Genomic DNA, 15,887 nt, shown 5'->3' on the forward strand with positions numbered 1-15,887 from the left:
ACAAAGGTCGCAATGGTCAAAGCGCGCGGCGCAGAACATGAGCGTCCTGTCCGAAGCCGGGGAACGACGTGGAAGCGCAGCGAAAAATGACCGGATTGCTGCCCTGCGCGATCGTCGCGATGGGGGTGAGCGGCTGCGGCAAGTCGACTTTGGTCGCGCATCTCGCCGCGCATCTCGCCGCGCCCGCGTTCGAAGGCGATGATTTCCATGCGGCCGCAAGCATCGCCAAGATGCGCGCGGGGCAACCGCTCGACGATGCCGACCGCTGGCCCTGGCTCGACCGGCTGGGGGCGGCGATCGGCGCGGCGGTGCGCGAGCGGGGCATCGCGGTGGCGGCCTGTTCGGCGCTCAAGCGCAGCTATCGCGCGCGGCTCGAAGCGGCGGCGGACGTGCCGATCGCCTTCATCCTGCTCGACGGCGACCGCGAGGAGATCGCACCGCGGCTGGCGGCGCGCGCCGGCCATTACATGGCGCCCAGCCTGCTCGACAGCCAGTTCGCCACGCTCGAGCGTCCCGGCGCCGACGAGCGTGCGCTGGCGCTGCACTGCTACCGGCCGATCGAGGAACTGCGCGGCGACGTCCTCGCATGGGCGCAGGCGGTGCTCGGCGCCTAGCCAGGCGGATGCGCCGATGGCCCGGCGTGCCTGGGCACCCGGGGGATGGGCAGAAGGAAAGGACCGGCGCGTTCTCTTCTCGGGCGCTCGGGCTCGACGACGATTGCATTTGGTATTCGTGTTCTGTCGCGTCGAGACTTTCTGCTGTGGCGAGCCTCCCCTGTATCGCGGCCGTGGAGAAGCAGTCAGGGGTAGTTTAAAGGCAAGGGGCTCACAGCGCATTCAACTGGCGAAGCTTCGACTTACCGTAGCCGAACGACTCCGCGCCGATCCTCCGGCGACGCTGTTGCGACACCGGCCTTCCGCATCTTCGTACTGGCCTGGTACGAAGAATGGCGCGGCTTATTACCTATTTGGTTTGTTTTGTCAAGCAGAATATCCGCTTCTGCCCCGTCATCCCCGCGCAGGCGGGGATCCAGGGTCACAAAGGACGTCGTTCTGCCACTCTGGATCCCCGCCTTCGCGGGGATGACGGTTAAGAGAGCGGGGACGACGATCACGGTGCGCTCGTGCGCGCCTTCGCTTGTGATCCGGCTTCCGCCGGGATAGCGGGAAGCCTAGGGCATCAGCCGCTTGCGGCCCTGGGACAAATGCCAGCGCATCGCCAGCCCCGCGCCGTCGCCGTCCTGGGCGCGGATCGCGTCGACCACGGCGTCATGCTCGTCCATCATCGCGCCGATCACCTCGGGCGGGCGCGAGCGCGAGATGTCGACTCCGGCGCGCAAGATGCCCATCACGTCCTGCTGCAAATGATCGAAGGTGGAGATGAAGGCGGTGTTGCCCGTCGCCTCGGCGATCGCGCGGTGCAGCCGCCAATCCTCGTCATGCGCCGGCGCGCTGGACAGCAGCGCGGTCCGCAGCGCCTCGAGCGCCGCGTCGATCGCGTCCATCTGCTCATGCGAGCGGCGCTGCGCCGCCAGCCGCGCCGCCTCGGCCTCGAGCACGAAGCGGACCTCGTAAGTGCCGAGCGTCGCCGCCAGCCCATCCATCGGCACATGCGAGCCGAGCCGGGCGGAGGGCCGGCGCTTCACATAGGAGCCGGCGCCGCGCCGTGCCTCGGTAATGCCGTCGGCGGCGAGCCGGACCAGCGCCTCGCGCACGATCGTGCGCGACATGCCGAACAGCTCGGCCAGCCGCGCTTCCGAAGGCAGGCGATCGCCGGCGGCCAGGTCGTCCTCGTTGATGATCCCGACGATCGCGGTATAGGCGCGATCGGCGAGCCTCCCCTCTTGCACGGCGCCTCTCTTAAAGCCGGTGCGCGGTGTTCGCGTCTCAGACAAGGTAGCTGAGCCCCACCACCATGGCGAGTCCGGCCACCGAGATCACCGTCTCGAGCAGCGACCAGGTGCGGAACGTGTCCGCGGTGCTGGTGCCGACATAGCCCTTGACCAGCCAGAAGCCGGGATCGTTGACATGGCTGAAGAACACCGAGCCGGCGCCGATCGCCAGCACGACCAGCTCGGGCGAGGCACCGGACGCGGCGACCACGCCCGGCATGATCCCGACGGCGGTGATCGTCGCGACCGTGGCGGATCCGGCAGCGAGCCGGATGCCGACCGCGACGAGCCAGCCGAGTAGCAGCGGCGAAATCGCGTACATCATCACCAGCCGCGCCAGCAGGTCCGACAGGCCGGCGCTGACCAGCACCTGCTTGAGCGCGCCGCCGGCGCCGATCGCCAGCAGGATGGCGCCGGCCGCACCCATCGTCTCGAACCAGATCGCATCCTGGATACGCGCCTCGCTCAGCCGCCGGCCGAACAGCAGCGGCAGCGCGAGCAAATTGGTGATCAGCAGCGCCAGCACCGGGTTGCCGATCGCGGCCAGCCACATCGCGTCCTTGAGCGCGGGGATCAGCTTGCCGAGCTCTCCGGCAGAGATCAGCACGATCGGCAGCAGCACGATGAGCAGCGCAAGGCCGCGGTGGGGCGGCAGCATGTCGGGCACGGGGTCGCTCAGCACCGGTTCGGTGAGCTTGACGCCGGGCGTCACGAACTTGGCCAGCACCGGGCCCGCCAGGATCGCGACGGGGATGGCGATGATCACGCCGTAGAGCATCGTCAGGCCCAGGCTGGCGTGCAGCGCCTCGACCGCGAGTAGCGGCCCGGGGTGCGGCGGGACCAGCGCATGGACCACGCCGAGCCCGGCCAGCGCGGGCATGATCAGCCGCAGCTTGGTGCCGTCCGGATCGCCATTGTCGGGCATCGCCTTGGCAGCGGCGACGACGATCGGCAGCAGCAGCACCAAGCCGGTCTCGAAGAACAGCGGCAGGCCGATGATGATCGCGATGCCGAGCGTTGCCCAGGGCGCCGCCCTGGGTCCGGTCAGCCGCAGCGCGCCGGTGGCCAGCGAGGCTGCGGCGCCCGAGAGATGCAACATCGCGCCGAGCGACAGGCCCAGCGCCACGACCAGCCCGGTGCCGCCGACAATGTCGCCGACGCCCTTCTGCACGGCCTTGGCAGTGCCGGCGAGCGGCAGGCCGGCGAGCAGCCCGACGGCGAAGGCGCCGACCAGCAGGCCGATGAATGGATGGAGCCGTCCGCGGACGATCAGCACGATCGCGAGCGCGATTCCGGCAAGCGCGGCGAGGACCAGCCTGATGTCGTCGCCGGTCATCGCAAATATCCAGGCAGCAGCGCCCGGCTGGCCGAAAATCCTGACATCGTTGTCCTCCCCAGAAGTCCGCCACTTTTTCGTATTTGGCTGCCGAGCAGCGCTATCTGTAGGACAGGTTTTTGCCATTCGGCAATGAAAAAGGCTTGCTAGCGCTATCAATCGCGGAACATACTAAAACCTGTCCAACTGATTCCGGATCAATCGGAACGGGGATAGATCGCGGAACCTGGTGGCTCCGCGCAAGGCCAAAGAGCCTAGGAGAGGATGAGATGACGGGGATTTCCCAGGAAACCGGTCAGGCCGTGGCGGCGACGCCCTGCACCTTCGATCGCGCCGGCACGCCCGTGCGGCTCACACCGACGCAGCTCAAGGTGATGCGCGGCGTCCATTCGGGCCAGCTCAACAAGCAGATCGCGTTCGAGCTCGGCATCGCCGAGGCGACGGTGAAGGCGCACATGACCGCGCTGATGCGCAAGCTCAACGTGCGCAACCGCACCCAGGTGGCGATCGCGGCACAGACGTTGGCGCTGCCGCTTTCCTGATCCGCGGCGCCGCCCTTGCCGGGCACGCACACTCCAATTTCCGGGGACGCTAGATGAAGGCCTTTCGCCTGCTTGTCGCGCTGCTGCTGCTGGCGCCCCTCCCCGCCCTGGCCGGGTCGAACTCGGTCTATCGGACCCAGCCGAACGATCCGCGCGCGATCACCGTGAAGGGCGTGGGCGACGGCCGCGCCGACGACAGCGCCGCGCTCCAGCAGGCGATCGACGCCGCTGCGGCGAGCGGGCATGGCGGATTGGTCTTCCTGCCCGCGGGCCGCTACCGGATCAGCCGGACGATCTTCCTGCGCTCCGCGGTGCGCGTGTTCGGCGTGGGCGCGACGCGGCCGGTGATCCTGCTCGCCGACAGCACGCCGGGCTATGGCCAGGGCGTGGCGGCGATGGTCTCGTTCACGGGCGAGGACCAGTACCGCGTCGGCGCCGTGCCGGTGCCGCCGCCGACCAGCGTGCCGGCCAATCCAGATGTCTACGACGCGACGTCGAGCACCTTCTATTCGGCGCTGTCGAACGTCGATTTCGAGATCGGCCAGGGCAATGCGGGCGCCGTCGCGGTGCGCTTCCGCGTCGCGCAGCACGGCTTCCTGCGCCATATCGACTTCCATCTCGGTTCGGGTCTGGCCGGCATCTACCAGGCTGGCAACGCATGCGAGGACCTGCGTTTCTATGGCGGCCGCTACGGTATCCTCACCGAGAAGACTTCGCCCGCCTGGCAGTTCACGCTGATCGATTCCGAGTTCGAGAGCCAGCGCGATGCGGCGATCCGCGAGCATGAGGTCGACCTGACCCTGGTCAACGTCGCGATCCGCAACACGCCCGTCGGGATCGAGATCGACCGCGGCTATTCGGATTCGCTGTGGGGCAAGGATGTCCGCTTCGAGAATGTCCCCCAGGCCGGCGTGCTGATCTCGAACGAGAACAGCGTCTTCACCCAGATCGGCTTCGACAATGCCGTGGCGACGGGCACGCCGGTGTTCGCGCGCTTCCGCGACAGCGGCCGGACGGTGGCGGGGCAAGGCCGCACCTACCGGGTCAGCGACTTCTCCTACGGTCTCAAGCTGCCCGGCCTGGGCGCGATGGGCGATTTCGCCACCGACGTCACGATGGCCCCGCTCGCGCGGATGCCCAGGCGCCGCGCGGCCGCGATCCGCGCGCTGCCTCCGGTCGGCGACTGGGTCAATGTCCGCGACCTCGGCGTGAAGGGCGATGACGAGACCGACGACACCGCGGCGCTGCAGCGCGCGATCGACAGCCACCGGGTGCTCTACCTGCCGATGGGCCGCTACCGCGTCACCGACACGCTCAGGCTGCGGCCGGACAGCGTGCTGATCGCGCTGCATCCGAGCCTGACGCATCTCTATTTGCCCGACGAGACCCCGGCCTATGCCGGCGTGGGCAGCGCCAGAGCATTGCTGCAGAGCGCGAAGGGCGGCGATGCGATCGTCTCCGGGCTCGGGCTATGGACCGGCGGGGTGAACCCGCGCGCCACCGCGCTGCTGTGGAAGGCCGGCGCGGCCTCGATGGTCAACGACGTCAAGATCCAGGGCGGCGGCGGCACTTTGCTTACAAAGGGAAGTCCGATCGGCTTCGGCGATCCCAGGGCGCGCTTCGACGGCCAGCATCCGAGCATCTGGGTCACCGATGGCGGTGGCGGCACCTTCGCGGCGATCTGGTCGCCCAACACGCTGGCGTCGGCGGGCTTCTACGTCTCGGATACCAAGACCCCCGGCCATGTCTACGAACTGTCGGCCGAGCATCACTACCGCGCCGAGATCGTGCTCGACAACGTAGAGAATTGGGAATTCCTGGCGCCGCAGACCGAGCAGGAAGTGCGCGACGGCGTCAACGCGATCTCGACCGAGTTCCGCAACTCGCGCAACATCCTGTTCGCCAATTATCACGGCTACCGCGTCACGCGCTCGATCAAGCCGATGGACGCGGCGGTGAAGCTCACCAATTCGAGCGACATCCGCTTCCGCAATGTCCATGTGAACGCCGAGAGCGGCTTTGCCAGCTGCGACGACAAGGGCTGCGGCACCTATGTTCGGGCGAGCAAATATCCGTTCGAAAACGCGATTCTGGACGTCACCGGAGGGCAGGAAGTACGCGAGCGCGAGTTCGCCCGGCTCGACGTCGGCGCGGTCGCCGCGTCGAGAACGCCGGCGCCGGTGCCGCCCGGAGTCGAGAAGCTTGCCGACGGCTTCTATTCGATCGCCGGCGCGGCGGTGGATGCAAAGGGCAAGCTCTACTTCGTCGACCGCCAATTCCAGCGCATCCATGGCTGGTCGGCGAAGGAAGGCCTGACGGTCGTGGCGGATGCGCCGCTCGATCCGGTGAGCCTGGCGGTCGACCGTTCGGGACATCTGCTGGTCCTGTCCTCGGCCGGGCATGACGCCAGCGTCTACAGCATCGACCCCGCGAAGCCCGGCGAGGTCAAGGCGATCGCCCCTACCCCGGCAAAGCCGCACGACGGCGCCGCAACGCTGTTGCCGGGCAATATGTGGGCGAATGGCGAATTTGCCGACCGGATCGATCCCGCCACCTACCAATTCCCGGCGCTCGCCGACTTCTTCACCCGGGCAATGGCGCACCCCAAGCCGCGCGAATATGTCTCGCCCGACGGATCGCTGGTCCTTCCCGCCTTCCGCGTCTGGAACCAGGGGCCCGACGACCACCAGGGCTGGCGCTGGTCGGACACGCTCGACGCACACGGCCTGGTCGCCGCGCGCGCCGGCGAGCGGGTCACCCTGACCAACGGCTCGGAGAACCGGACCTATAGCGGGCTGGTCGGGCCGAACGGCACCCTAACCGACCTGCGCATCGTCGCCGATCGCGGCGGCGAGAGCGTGGCGCGCGACAAGGACGGCACCCTCTATGTGGCGAACGGGCAGGTGTTCGTCTATGACGCGGCAGGCAAGCCGATCCGCCGCATCGACGTTCCCGAACGGCCGCTCCAGCTCGTGATCGGCGGCGCGGACGGGCGCACGCTCTTCATCCTCACGCATCACGCGCTCTACGCGGTGGCGATCTAACTCGCGCTGCATTGAGGCGGACACCGCTTCATAATTTCGGTTGCCGCTCCATCGGCGCCTGTGCCACCCATCGGCCTCCGAAATGACGTCGCTTCCCGACCCCTCGCCGCTTCCGGGCGTCCGCGGCACCGATGCTGCCCGGAGCGGGCGTCCGCCGACGATCGACGATGTCGCGGCGCTGGCGGGTGTCGGGCGCGCCACGGTTTCGCGTGCGCTCAACGATCAGGCGCATGTCAGCGACAAGATGCGCGACCGGGTGATGCGCGCAGTCGAGGCGCTCGACTACCGAGTCAATCCGCAGGCGCGCAACCTGGCCAGCCGGACGAACAACACGCTCACCCTGGTCAATTGCAACGCGCTCGATGCCCCGCCGAACAGCTATTATTTCGCCGCGATCGAGCTGGGCGCGCTGCGCGCCGCCGCCGCCGCCGGCTTCGAGCTTTCCACCTTCAACATCCATGTCGAAGACCTGCGCCGCGACGACCGGCTGATCGAGCTGTTCGAATCGGGCCGCAGCACCGGCCTGATCCTCTCCCCGCCCCTGTCCGCCGATCTCGCGCTTGCCCGCCGGCTGATCGCACATGGCTGCCCGGTCGTGTGCATATCGCCCAGCGACGAGGTGCGGACGCTGCTGCCTGGCGTCGGGTTCGACGAGGAAGCGGCCGGCTATGAGGTCGCGCAGCACGTCGTCGCGGCCGGCCATCGCCGCTTCGGCTATATGCTCGGCATCGAGGGCCATCTCGCCGCCGAGCATCGCTTCGCCGGCTTCCTGCGCGCGCTCGCCGAAATCGGGCTCGACGACCGCGCCGTGACTGCGTTGCGCGGCGATTTCAGCTTCCGTTCGGGCGTGGAGCTGGCGGACATCCTGCTCGCCGGGCCCGTACGCCCCACCGCGATCGTCTGCGCCAATGACGACATGGCGGTCGGCGCGATGTTCGCCGCCCATCGGCTGAACCTGGCGATGCCCGCCGACCTTTCGGTGGTCGGGTTCGACGATGCGCCGGTAGCCGCCTATATCTGGCCCCCGCTCACCACCATCCACCAGCCGATCCGCCGCATCGCCGCGCGCGCCGTGGAGCGGCTTATCGAGGCGCTGCTGCGCGGCCAGGGCGGTGGGACGGCGGGATTCGACACGATCGACCATCATCTGGTCCTGCGTGAATCGGTCGCCCCGCCACGCGGCTGAAGTACCCGCACCAAGCGCCGTTCCGGGCGTTTTCTGTGACGCGTTGACAATTCCCAGCAACGCGATGATACCAATTGGAAGCGCTTCCAGTTTCGATGGCGGCGCCACGGAAGAAGACGGCCGACAACGGTCGCACCAGGAGAGGGGAAGAGGCGATGGCGGAGCGTCCGCATCTGCGCGTCATGAATCGCGCCAAGGGCAATCTGAAGCTCACGATTTCGATGCTGTCATTGGCGGCAAATTTGCCAGTCCAGGCCTGGGCGCAGGATAGCAGCGCGCCCGCCAATCAGGACCAGCAGCAGCCGGCGGCAGACGAGATCGTCGTCACCGGTATCCGCGCCGGCCTGCGCAACTCGATCAACCTGAAGCGCGACAACACCTCGATCGTCGAGGCAGTGTCGGCCGAGGATATCGGCAAGCTGCCCGATGTCTCGATCGCCGACTCGATCGCGCGGTTGCCCGGCCTCGCCGCACAGCGCGTCAACGGCCGCGCCCAGGTCATCTCGATCCGCGGCCTCGCCCCGGACTTCACCACCACCTTGCTCAACGGGCGCCAGCAGGCCAGCTCGGGCGACAACCGCGCGGTCGAGTTCGACCAGTATCCCGCAGAGCTTCTGTCGAGCGTCGTGGTGTACAAGACGCCGGATGCGAGCATTGCCGGCATGGGCCTGTCCGGCAGCGCCGACCTGCGTACGGTGCGCCCGCTCACCTACGGCAAGCGCGCGATCGCACTCAACATCCGCGGCGAGCTCGACGCCGATGGCGGCAAGAACGCCGACATCTCCAAATGGGGCTGGCGCGGCACGGCGAGCTATATCGACCAGAACGCCGCCGGCACGCTCGGCTGGTCGATCGGCTATGCGCATCTCGATTCACCGAGCCATGTCGATCACTACAAGGCCTATGGCTATGAGGCGTTCGGCGGCGTGTGCGAGCCGGGCACCAGCAATCCCCCGTCCTGCTCCCCCGACACGGTCACGCCCGACTCCGCCGACAATGCGCTCCAGCTGAACGGGCAGGAAGCCTGGGAAACCAGCCGCCGCAACCAGCGCGACGGCGTAATGGGCACGCTGGAATGGAAGCCGAGCGATAGCGTCCACAGCGTCCTCGACCTCTATTATTCGCAGTTCAAGCAGAAGGAAGTGATCCGCGGCGCGCAGTGGTTCTCGAACGGCTGGGCGGACAACGGGACCTTCTCCAACATCGGGACGACCACCGTCGGCGGATCGCAGGTCGGCACGTCGGGCCATTTCGCCAATGCGATCCCGATCCTGCGCAACGACATGAACACGCGCAAGGACAAGCTGTTCGCTGCCGGGCTCAACAACGAGTTCCAGCTCGACGAGCGGACGCGCTTCGTCGCGGACCTGAGCTATTCGACCAACAAGCGCGACGAGACCTATATCGAGACCTATAGCGGCTATGGCGCGGGTCCGTTCCAGACCCGCACGCCGGACAGCTATGATTTCGCCTTCCCGATCGACGGTGCATTCCCGACCTATGATTTCGGGCTGAACTATGCCGATGCCAGCCAGGTTTCGCTGGGCGATCGCGCGCCCTGGGGCGGCTGGGGCCATGACGGCCTGCTCAAGTCGCCCCACGTCAAGGAAGAGCTGGGCGCGGTGGATTTCGCGCTGAGCCACGACCTGGACGGCTTCCTCAGCAGCATCGAAATCGGCGTCAACTATACCGAGCGCAACAAGAGCAAGACCGTCGACGAGCTCGATCTCAATCTGAAGAATGGCCGCCAGCAGGTGCTGATCGGTTCGCAATATCTGCTCGACCCGACCTCGCTCGATTTCGTCGGCTTCGGCAACGTCATTGCCTGGAACCTGCCCGCGGCGCTCGACACCTATTACGACAAGACGCCGCTGCAGGACGCCAACCATTTCGACAAGACGTGGAAGATCACGGAAGACGTCATCACCTGGAAGGCGAAGGCGAATATCGACTGGGGCCATCTGCGCGGCAATGTCGGCGTGCAGGTGGTGCAGCAGTTCCAGGCGTCTTCCGGCCTGCGGATCAACCAGACGCTGACGCCGATCGCGCTGTCGCAGGTGTTCGAGACGGACAGCTATACCGACGTGCTGCCGAGCCTGAACCTGATCTACGACATCGGCGGCGGGCACCGCATCCGCCTGGCCGCGTCCAAGGTCCTGGCGCGTCCGCGCATGGACGACATGCGCGCCAACTTCACGCCCAGCTTCAACGTCAATCCATGCGGCGGCAGCCCGCCCTGCGCGCCGGGAAGCACGGTCAATCCGTGGTCGGCGACCGGCGGCAACCCGGACCTCCAGCCCTGGCGCGCCAAGGCGCTGGACATCGCCTATGAATGGTACATCGGCAAGGCGACCTACATCAGCGTCGCGGGCTTCTACAAATGGCTCGACAACTATATCTACAATCGCAACTTCGCGATCGACTTCTCGGGCCTGCCGATCCCGACCAACCAGATTCCGGCGAACGTCAACATCAGCTCGATCGGGCAGGTGACGATGCCGGCGAACGGTCCCGGCGGCAACGTGAAGGGTGTCGAGGTCAGCGGCGCGATCGAGATCGGGCGCCTGATCCCGGCGCTCGACGGCTTCGGCTTCACGGGCAGCTATTCCTACACGGAGTCCGACCTCAATCCCACCGACAACAATGACGTGGTGCGGATCCCGGGCCTGTCCGGCACCGTGTACAACGTCACCGGCTATTTCGAGAAATGGGGCTTCCAGGCGCGGGCGAGCTATCGCTTCCGTTCGGCCTTCAAGGGCGAGACGGTGCAGCTGTTCACCAACCGCGGCTACACCGAGATCCTCGCGGACAAGCAGCTCGATGCCCAGATCGGCTACAGCTTCCCGGACAGCTCTGCGCTGACCGGACTGGGTGTTCTGCTGCAGGTGAGCAACGTGACGGACTCGCCCTATCGCACGCGGCTTGGCCTCGACACCGGCGGCACGCATACTAGCGACGGCACCCCGCTTCCCGAGACCTACGAGAAATATGGCCGCCAGTTCCTGCTGGGGCTCAACTACCGCTTCTAGCTCCCCGGAATCCAACCCCTCCGGGATTCAAGGGGAGGCGCACGGCCAGCCGTCGCCTCCCCCCTTTTATCTTAGCGGCCATGCCGCCTTGTAGCGAGTAGAGAGATGAAAGCTGCGCGATCCTGGCTGATCCTTCCCCTGCTGGCGGGCTGCACGGCCACCACGCCGGGGCGCGACCTGCTCTGGCTCGGCAAGGACTGGCCAACGCTCCACGCCCCAACCGCGCGCGATGCGGCGATGGAGGCGCGGATCGCCGGCATCCTGAAGGGCATGACGCTCGAGCAGAAGATCGGCCAGATGACCCAGGCAGATATCCGCTCGATCACTCCGGACGACGTGCGGCGCTATTATATCGGCTCGGTCCTCAACGGCGGCGGCGCCTGGCCGGGAATGAAGAAGGACGCCCCCGTCACCGCCTGGACCGAATTGGCCGGCGCCTATTACCGCGCCTCGATGTCGACCGACATGGCGGTGCACATCCCCGTCATTTGGGGCACAGACGCGGTCCACGGGCACGGCAATGTCGCCGGCGCCACGCTCTTCCCGCACAATATCGGCCTGGGTGCCGCGCGCGACCCGGCACTGATCGAGCGGATCGGCCGGGCAACCGCCCGCCAGGTCCGCGCCACCGGCATCAGCTGGGTGTTCGCGCCTACGCTGGCGGTGGGCGAGAACCGCCGCTGGGGCCGCACCTATGAAAGCTATTCGAGCGATCCGGCGATCGTCGCATCCTATGCGCGCGCCATGGTCCACGGGCTGCAAGGCGGCCTGGCCGGCGACGGTGACGTGGTCGCCACTGCCAAGCATTACCTCGGCGACGGCGGCACGTTCGACGGCGTCGACCAGGGCGAGAACCGCGCCGCGCGCACCCACATGGTCCAGGTCCACGGCGCCGGCTACTACCCCGCGCTAAACGCCGGCGTGCAGACGGTGATGGTCTCGTACAATAGCTGGAACGACACCGGTTCGGGTACGGATTACGGCAAGCTGCACGGCAGCCGCGCGCTGGTGACCGATGTGCTCAAGGGCAAGCTCGGCTTCGACGGGCTGGTCGTCTCCGACTGGAACGGCATCCAGCAGGTCCCAGGCTGCGCCAAGGATCACTGCCCCCAGGCGGTCAATGCCGGGATCGACCTGATGATGGTGCCCGACGACTGGAAGGCCTTCATCGCGAACACCGTGGCGGATGTCCGCGAGGGCCGCGTGCCGATGGCGCGGATCGACGATGCGGTCACCCGCATCCTGCGCGTCAAGCTGCGCGCCGGGCTGTTCGACCACAACCCCGTGGCCAGCACCTATGCCGCCAAGGCCGAGGCGCTCGACGCGCATGACCTGGGCCGCGAGGCCGTGCGCAAGTCGGTGGTGCTGCTCAAGAACCAGGGCGTCCTCCCGCTCGCGGCCGGCAAGCGCGTGCTGGTGGTGGGTAGCAGCGCGGACAGCCTGTCCAACCAGACCGGCGGCTGGTCGCTGACCTGGCAGGGCACCGAGAACAGGAACACCGATTTCAAGGGCGGCACCACCCTCCTTACGGCACTGCGCGACGCACTCGGCGCTGCCAACGTGACCTTCTCGGAGGACGGCAAGGGCGTCGACCCCGGCAAGTTCGACGCCGTCGTCGCGGTACTCGGCGAGACACCCTATGCCGAGTACAACGGCGATGTCCGCGCGCCCAAGCCGGTGGCGCACAGCGCACTCCACCCCGCCGATCTCGCCGTGCTCCAGCGCGTGTCGGGCAAGGGCGTGCCGGTGGTATCGGTGCTCTATTCGGGCCGCCCGGCCTATGCCAACGACCTGATCAACCTGTCCGACGCGTTCGTCGCCGCCTTCCTGCCCGGCACCGAGGGCGAAGGCCTGGCCGACCTGCTCGTCGGCGGGCGCTATGATTTCAGCGGCCGCCTCTCCTTCGCCTGGCCGGGCTCGGCCTGCTCGATCGGCGAGGCGCCGGGGAATGCGGTCCAGTTCGCGCGGGGCTATGGCCTCAGCTATGCCAGGCCCGGGCGGACGAATGCGCTGCCGGAGCCCGCTACACCCACAGCCTGCTGACCCACCCGTCACCCCGGCCTTGTGCCGGGGTCCACCGGGAGGCAAGCTCCGGACAAGAGGCTCCACACCAGCCCAGGCGGCACAGTGGACCCCGGCACAAGGCCGGGGTGACGATAGGGGATGGAAAGAGATGCAGCAGATCAAGCGCATCCTGATCGTCGGTGGCGGCACGGCGGGCTGGATGACCGCGGCGTTGCTCGGCAAGCTATTCCAGGGCCTGTACGAGATCACCCTGATCGAGAGCGAGGAGATCGGCACCGTCGGCGTCGGCGAGGCGACGATCCCGGCGATCAAGAAGTATAACGAGCTGCTCGAACTCGACGAGAACGACTTCATCCGCCGCACCCAGGGCAGCTTCAAGCTCGGCATCGAATTCGTCGACTGGACGCGGCTGGGCGATGCCTATTTCCACAGCTTCGGGGTCATCGGCCAGGACCTGGGCTGGCTGCGCTGCCACCAATATTGGCTCAAGATGCGCGCCCAGGGCCGCGCCGCCGATTTCTCCGCCTATTCGATCAACTCGATGGCCGCGCGCGCCAACAAGTTCATGCGCGCCGATCCCAAGATGGGCGAGAGCCCGATCGGCCATATCGCCCATGCCTTCCAGTTCGACGCCGGCCTCTACGCCAGATATCTGCGCGGCTATGCCGAGGCGCGCGGCGTGATCCGGCGCGAGGGCAAGGTCGCGGACGTCACGCTGCGCAGCGAAGACGGCTTCGTCGAGTCCGTGACGATGGCGGACGGCGAGACGATCGCCGCCGACCTGTTCATCGATTGCTCGGGCTTTCGCGGCCTGATCATCGAGCAGGCGATGCAGACGGGTTATGAGCGCTGGACGCACTGGCTCCCCTGCGACCGCGCGATCGCCGTGCCCTGCGCGCGCACCGAACCCTTCACGCCCTATACCCGCGCCAGCGCGCGCACCGCCGGCTGGCAGTGGCGCATCCCGCTCCAGCACCGCACGGGCAACGGCCATGTCTATTCGAGCCAGTTCATCTCCGACGAGGAAGCCGAGGCGCAGCTGCTCGCCAATCTCGACGGCGAACAGCTCGCCGAGCCCAATCGGCTGCGCTTCACCACCGGCAAGCGCAAACAGATCTGGAACAGGAACTGCGTCGCGATCGGCCTGTCCTCGGGCTTTCTCGAGCCGCTCGAATCGACCAGCATCCACCTGATCCAGTCCTCGGTGATCCGCCTCGTCCGGCTGCTTCCCGATTGCGGCTTCGATCCCGCGACCATCGCCGAGTTCAACCGCCAGACCGACTTCGAATATGAGCGCATCCGCGACTTCATCATCCTGCACTACAAGGCAACCGAGCGCGACGACACGTTCTTCTGGCGCCAGTGCCGCGACATGGAAGTGCCGGACACGCTCCGGCGCAAGATCGACCTCTTCGCCGCCAATGGCCGCATCTTCCGCGAGGACGAGGAGCTGTTCTCCGAAGAGAGCTGGATCCAGGTGTTCCTCGGCCAGGGCGTGATCCCGCGCGGATACGACCCGCTGGTCGACATCAAGCCCGAGGCGCAGGTTATGGAGTATCTCGGCAACATCCAGCGGGTGATCGGCAAGTGCGTGGCCCTGATGCCCAGCCATGCCGAGTTCGTGGCGAAGACGTGCGCGGCCTAGGCCTGTCCCTTAATCGGCCATGCCCCTTGCAATGTAGGATTTCGTCTGTTGTCGTAGTTGCATGGCGCATGCAGCTCGACTCCGGCCCGTCTCGGATCGCAGCGGCAGGAGCCTGGGCAAAGTGAAACGATTTGCCCCGACTCCCTTCACTTTGGGCCTAGCGCTGCAGCCTTTTCTGCAGCCCCGCGAACAGCATCTGCCGCATCTGGGCGATCGCCTGGGGCGACGTGGCGCCAAGCACGCCGCGCGCCTCGGGCGGCAAATGGGCGCCCGGGTCGCCGTCCGCCAGGAAGACATAGCGATCGAACATGGCGCGCCAGGCACGGCGCTGGTCGGGCGGCAGGCTGCGCAGGCTGACGAAGCCGTGCATCATCGCTTCCCAGGGCGATGCATCGGACACCGGATCCCACCAGTAGTTCACCAGCACGTTGAACCGATCGAGCGCCTCGACATGATGATACCATTGATAGGGGATGTAGATCGCGTCGCCGGGATCGAGCGCAGCGACCCGAGCAGCCTCCATCGCCGCGGCGAAGCGCGGATAGCGCGCATGATCCGGCGCGGTCAGGTGGACCATGCTCACCTGCACGCCCGCCGGGGTGGGGTCGAACGGCCCCATATAGAGATTGCCCACCTGCTCGGGGGCGAAGAGCGTGAAGCGGCGGCGCCCGGCCGCGACCACGGCGATATTCTCGGTCGGGTCGTGGTGGATCGCGACCTTGGCGGCGTTGCCGATCCACAGGCGCGGCGCGATGCCGGGCACGAGCGGCATCGGGTTCGCCTCGGCAAAGCCCGGCATCAATTGCGCCGCGGGCATGCCCTGAAGCGCCATTGCCTCGGGCCGCGCCGCCTTCGCCTGTTCGGCCAGCGCATCGAGGAACACCGCGAACGGCGCCTCCTCGCGCGTGAAATTGCGCGAGCCCACCGTGGCGCCATAGTGCATCCGCCCTTCCACTTCGGGCGGCGCGCGCATGTAGTGGACCGAGCCCGGCAATGCGAGCCCACGCAGATAGGCGGAAGCATCCGCGGCGCACACGAACGGCCAGTCGGTGGCGAGACCACGCATCACCGCCGGCTCCCCTGCCGTCCTGATTTCCTGGAACGTGGCGGGCGTGACGTCGTGCCAGATGCGAATGGGGTCCATGACCGGGCAAGCCTATCAGTCCGCTCCATCCGCGTCGATGCGACC

At 67.3% G+C, this 15,887-nt stretch carries 10 protein-coding genes; 7 read left to right on the forward strand and 3 right to left on the reverse strand.

The features are described from left to right. The first annotated feature begins 86 nt into the window (after window positions 1–86). A complete protein-coding gene (locus tag AC1RPL_RS04445; RefSeq protein WP_493068043.1) occupies window positions 87–614 on the forward strand; it encodes a gluconokinase in 528 nt (175 codons plus the stop codon). 557 nt (window positions 615–1,171) lie between these two features. Here the strand turns inward: AC1RPL_RS04445 and AC1RPL_RS04450 are convergent. Both AC1RPL_RS04450 and AC1RPL_RS04455 read right to left on the reverse strand, forming a co-directional pair. Then, a complete protein-coding gene (locus tag AC1RPL_RS04450) occupies window positions 1,172–1,849 on the reverse strand; it encodes a FadR/GntR family transcriptional regulator (RefSeq protein WP_493068044.1) in 678 nt (225 codons plus the stop codon). Between the two features lie 37 nt (window positions 1,850–1,886). Then, window positions 1,887–3,227 carry a GntP family permease gene (locus AC1RPL_RS04455; protein ID WP_493068045.1) on the reverse strand — a complete coding sequence of 447 codons (1,341 nt, stop codon included), beginning with the start codon at window positions 3,225–3,227 and terminating at the stop codon, window positions 1,887–1,889. A 269-nt stretch (window positions 3,228–3,496) separates the two neighbouring features. Between AC1RPL_RS04455 and AC1RPL_RS04460 the strand changes: the two genes are divergently transcribed. The 6 genes from AC1RPL_RS04460 to AC1RPL_RS04485 all read left to right on the forward strand — a co-directional run bounded on the left by AC1RPL_RS04460 (window position 3,497) and on the right by AC1RPL_RS04485 (window position 14,698). Next, window positions 3,497–3,769: a helix-turn-helix domain-containing protein gene (locus tag AC1RPL_RS04460; protein ID WP_493068046.1), complete on the forward strand. Its 273-nt coding sequence runs from the start codon at window positions 3,497–3,499 to the stop codon at window positions 3,767–3,769. A gap of 53 nt (window positions 3,770–3,822) precedes the next feature. After that, the gene (locus AC1RPL_RS04465; RefSeq protein WP_493068047.1) at window positions 3,823–6,813 is read left to right on the forward strand and encodes a glycosyl hydrolase family 28-related protein; all 2,991 of its coding nucleotides are present in this window, start codon (window positions 3,823–3,825) and stop codon (window positions 6,811–6,813) included. Between the two features lie 82 nt (window positions 6,814–6,895). After that, window positions 6,896–7,999, forward strand: a complete 1,104-nt coding sequence (locus AC1RPL_RS04470) for a LacI family DNA-binding transcriptional regulator (RefSeq protein WP_493068048.1) — start codon at window positions 6,896–6,898, stop codon at window positions 7,997–7,999. A 155-nt stretch (window positions 8,000–8,154) separates the two neighbouring features. After that, entirely contained in the window at window positions 8,155–11,028 is a 2,874-nt protein-coding gene (locus tag AC1RPL_RS04475) for a TonB-dependent receptor (RefSeq protein ID WP_493068049.1), read from the forward strand. A 105-nt stretch (window positions 11,029–11,133) separates the two neighbouring features. Further along, window positions 11,134–13,071, forward strand: coding sequence for a glycoside hydrolase family 3 protein (locus AC1RPL_RS04480; protein WP_493068050.1), 1,938 nt, complete (start codon window positions 11,134–11,136; stop codon window positions 13,069–13,071). 130 nt (window positions 13,072–13,201) lie between these two features. Beyond that, window positions 13,202–14,698 (forward strand): tryptophan halogenase family protein, encoded by a 1,497-nt coding sequence (locus AC1RPL_RS04485; RefSeq protein ID WP_493068051.1) that lies wholly within the window; start codon window positions 13,202–13,204, stop codon window positions 14,696–14,698. A 157-nt stretch (window positions 14,699–14,855) separates the two neighbouring features. Here AC1RPL_RS04485 and AC1RPL_RS04490 read toward each other — a convergent pair whose 3' ends face one another. After that, window positions 14,856–15,842, reverse strand: coding sequence for a cupin-like domain-containing protein (locus AC1RPL_RS04490; RefSeq protein WP_493068052.1), 987 nt, complete (start codon window positions 15,840–15,842; stop codon window positions 14,856–14,858). Between the last annotated feature and the right edge of the window lie 45 nt (window positions 15,843–15,887).

The organism is Sphingomonas sp. GW821-FHT12D09 (genome assembly GCF_058807215.1).

What these genes read in the sequence shown, in the direction of transcription:
- AC1RPL_RS04445 (WP_493068043.1), top strand. Translation starts at nt 87, where the DNA reads ATGACCGGATTGCTGCCCTGCGCGATCGTCGCGATGGGGGTGAGCGGC.
- AC1RPL_RS04455 (WP_493068045.1), bottom strand. Translation starts at nt 3,227, where the DNA reads ATGACCGGCGACGACATCAGGCTGGTCCTCGCCGCGCTTGCCGGAATC.
- AC1RPL_RS04460 (WP_493068046.1), top strand. Translation starts at nt 3,497, where the DNA reads ATGACGGGGATTTCCCAGGAAACCGGTCAGGCCGTGGCGGCGACGCCC.
- AC1RPL_RS04465 (WP_493068047.1), top strand. Translation starts at nt 3,823, where the DNA reads ATGAAGGCCTTTCGCCTGCTTGTCGCGCTGCTGCTGCTGGCGCCCCTC.
- AC1RPL_RS04470 (WP_493068048.1), top strand. Translation starts at nt 6,896, where the DNA reads ATGACGTCGCTTCCCGACCCCTCGCCGCTTCCGGGCGTCCGCGGCACC.
- AC1RPL_RS04475 (WP_493068049.1), top strand. Translation starts at nt 8,155, where the DNA reads ATGGCGGAGCGTCCGCATCTGCGCGTCATGAATCGCGCCAAGGGCAAT.
- AC1RPL_RS04480 (WP_493068050.1), top strand. Translation starts at nt 11,134, where the DNA reads ATGAAAGCTGCGCGATCCTGGCTGATCCTTCCCCTGCTGGCGGGCTGC.
- AC1RPL_RS04485 (WP_493068051.1), top strand. Translation starts at nt 13,202, where the DNA reads ATGCAGCAGATCAAGCGCATCCTGATCGTCGGTGGCGGCACGGCGGGC.
- AC1RPL_RS04490 (WP_493068052.1), bottom strand. Translation starts at nt 15,842, where the DNA reads ATGGACCCCATTCGCATCTGGCACGACGTCACGCCCGCCACGTTCCAG.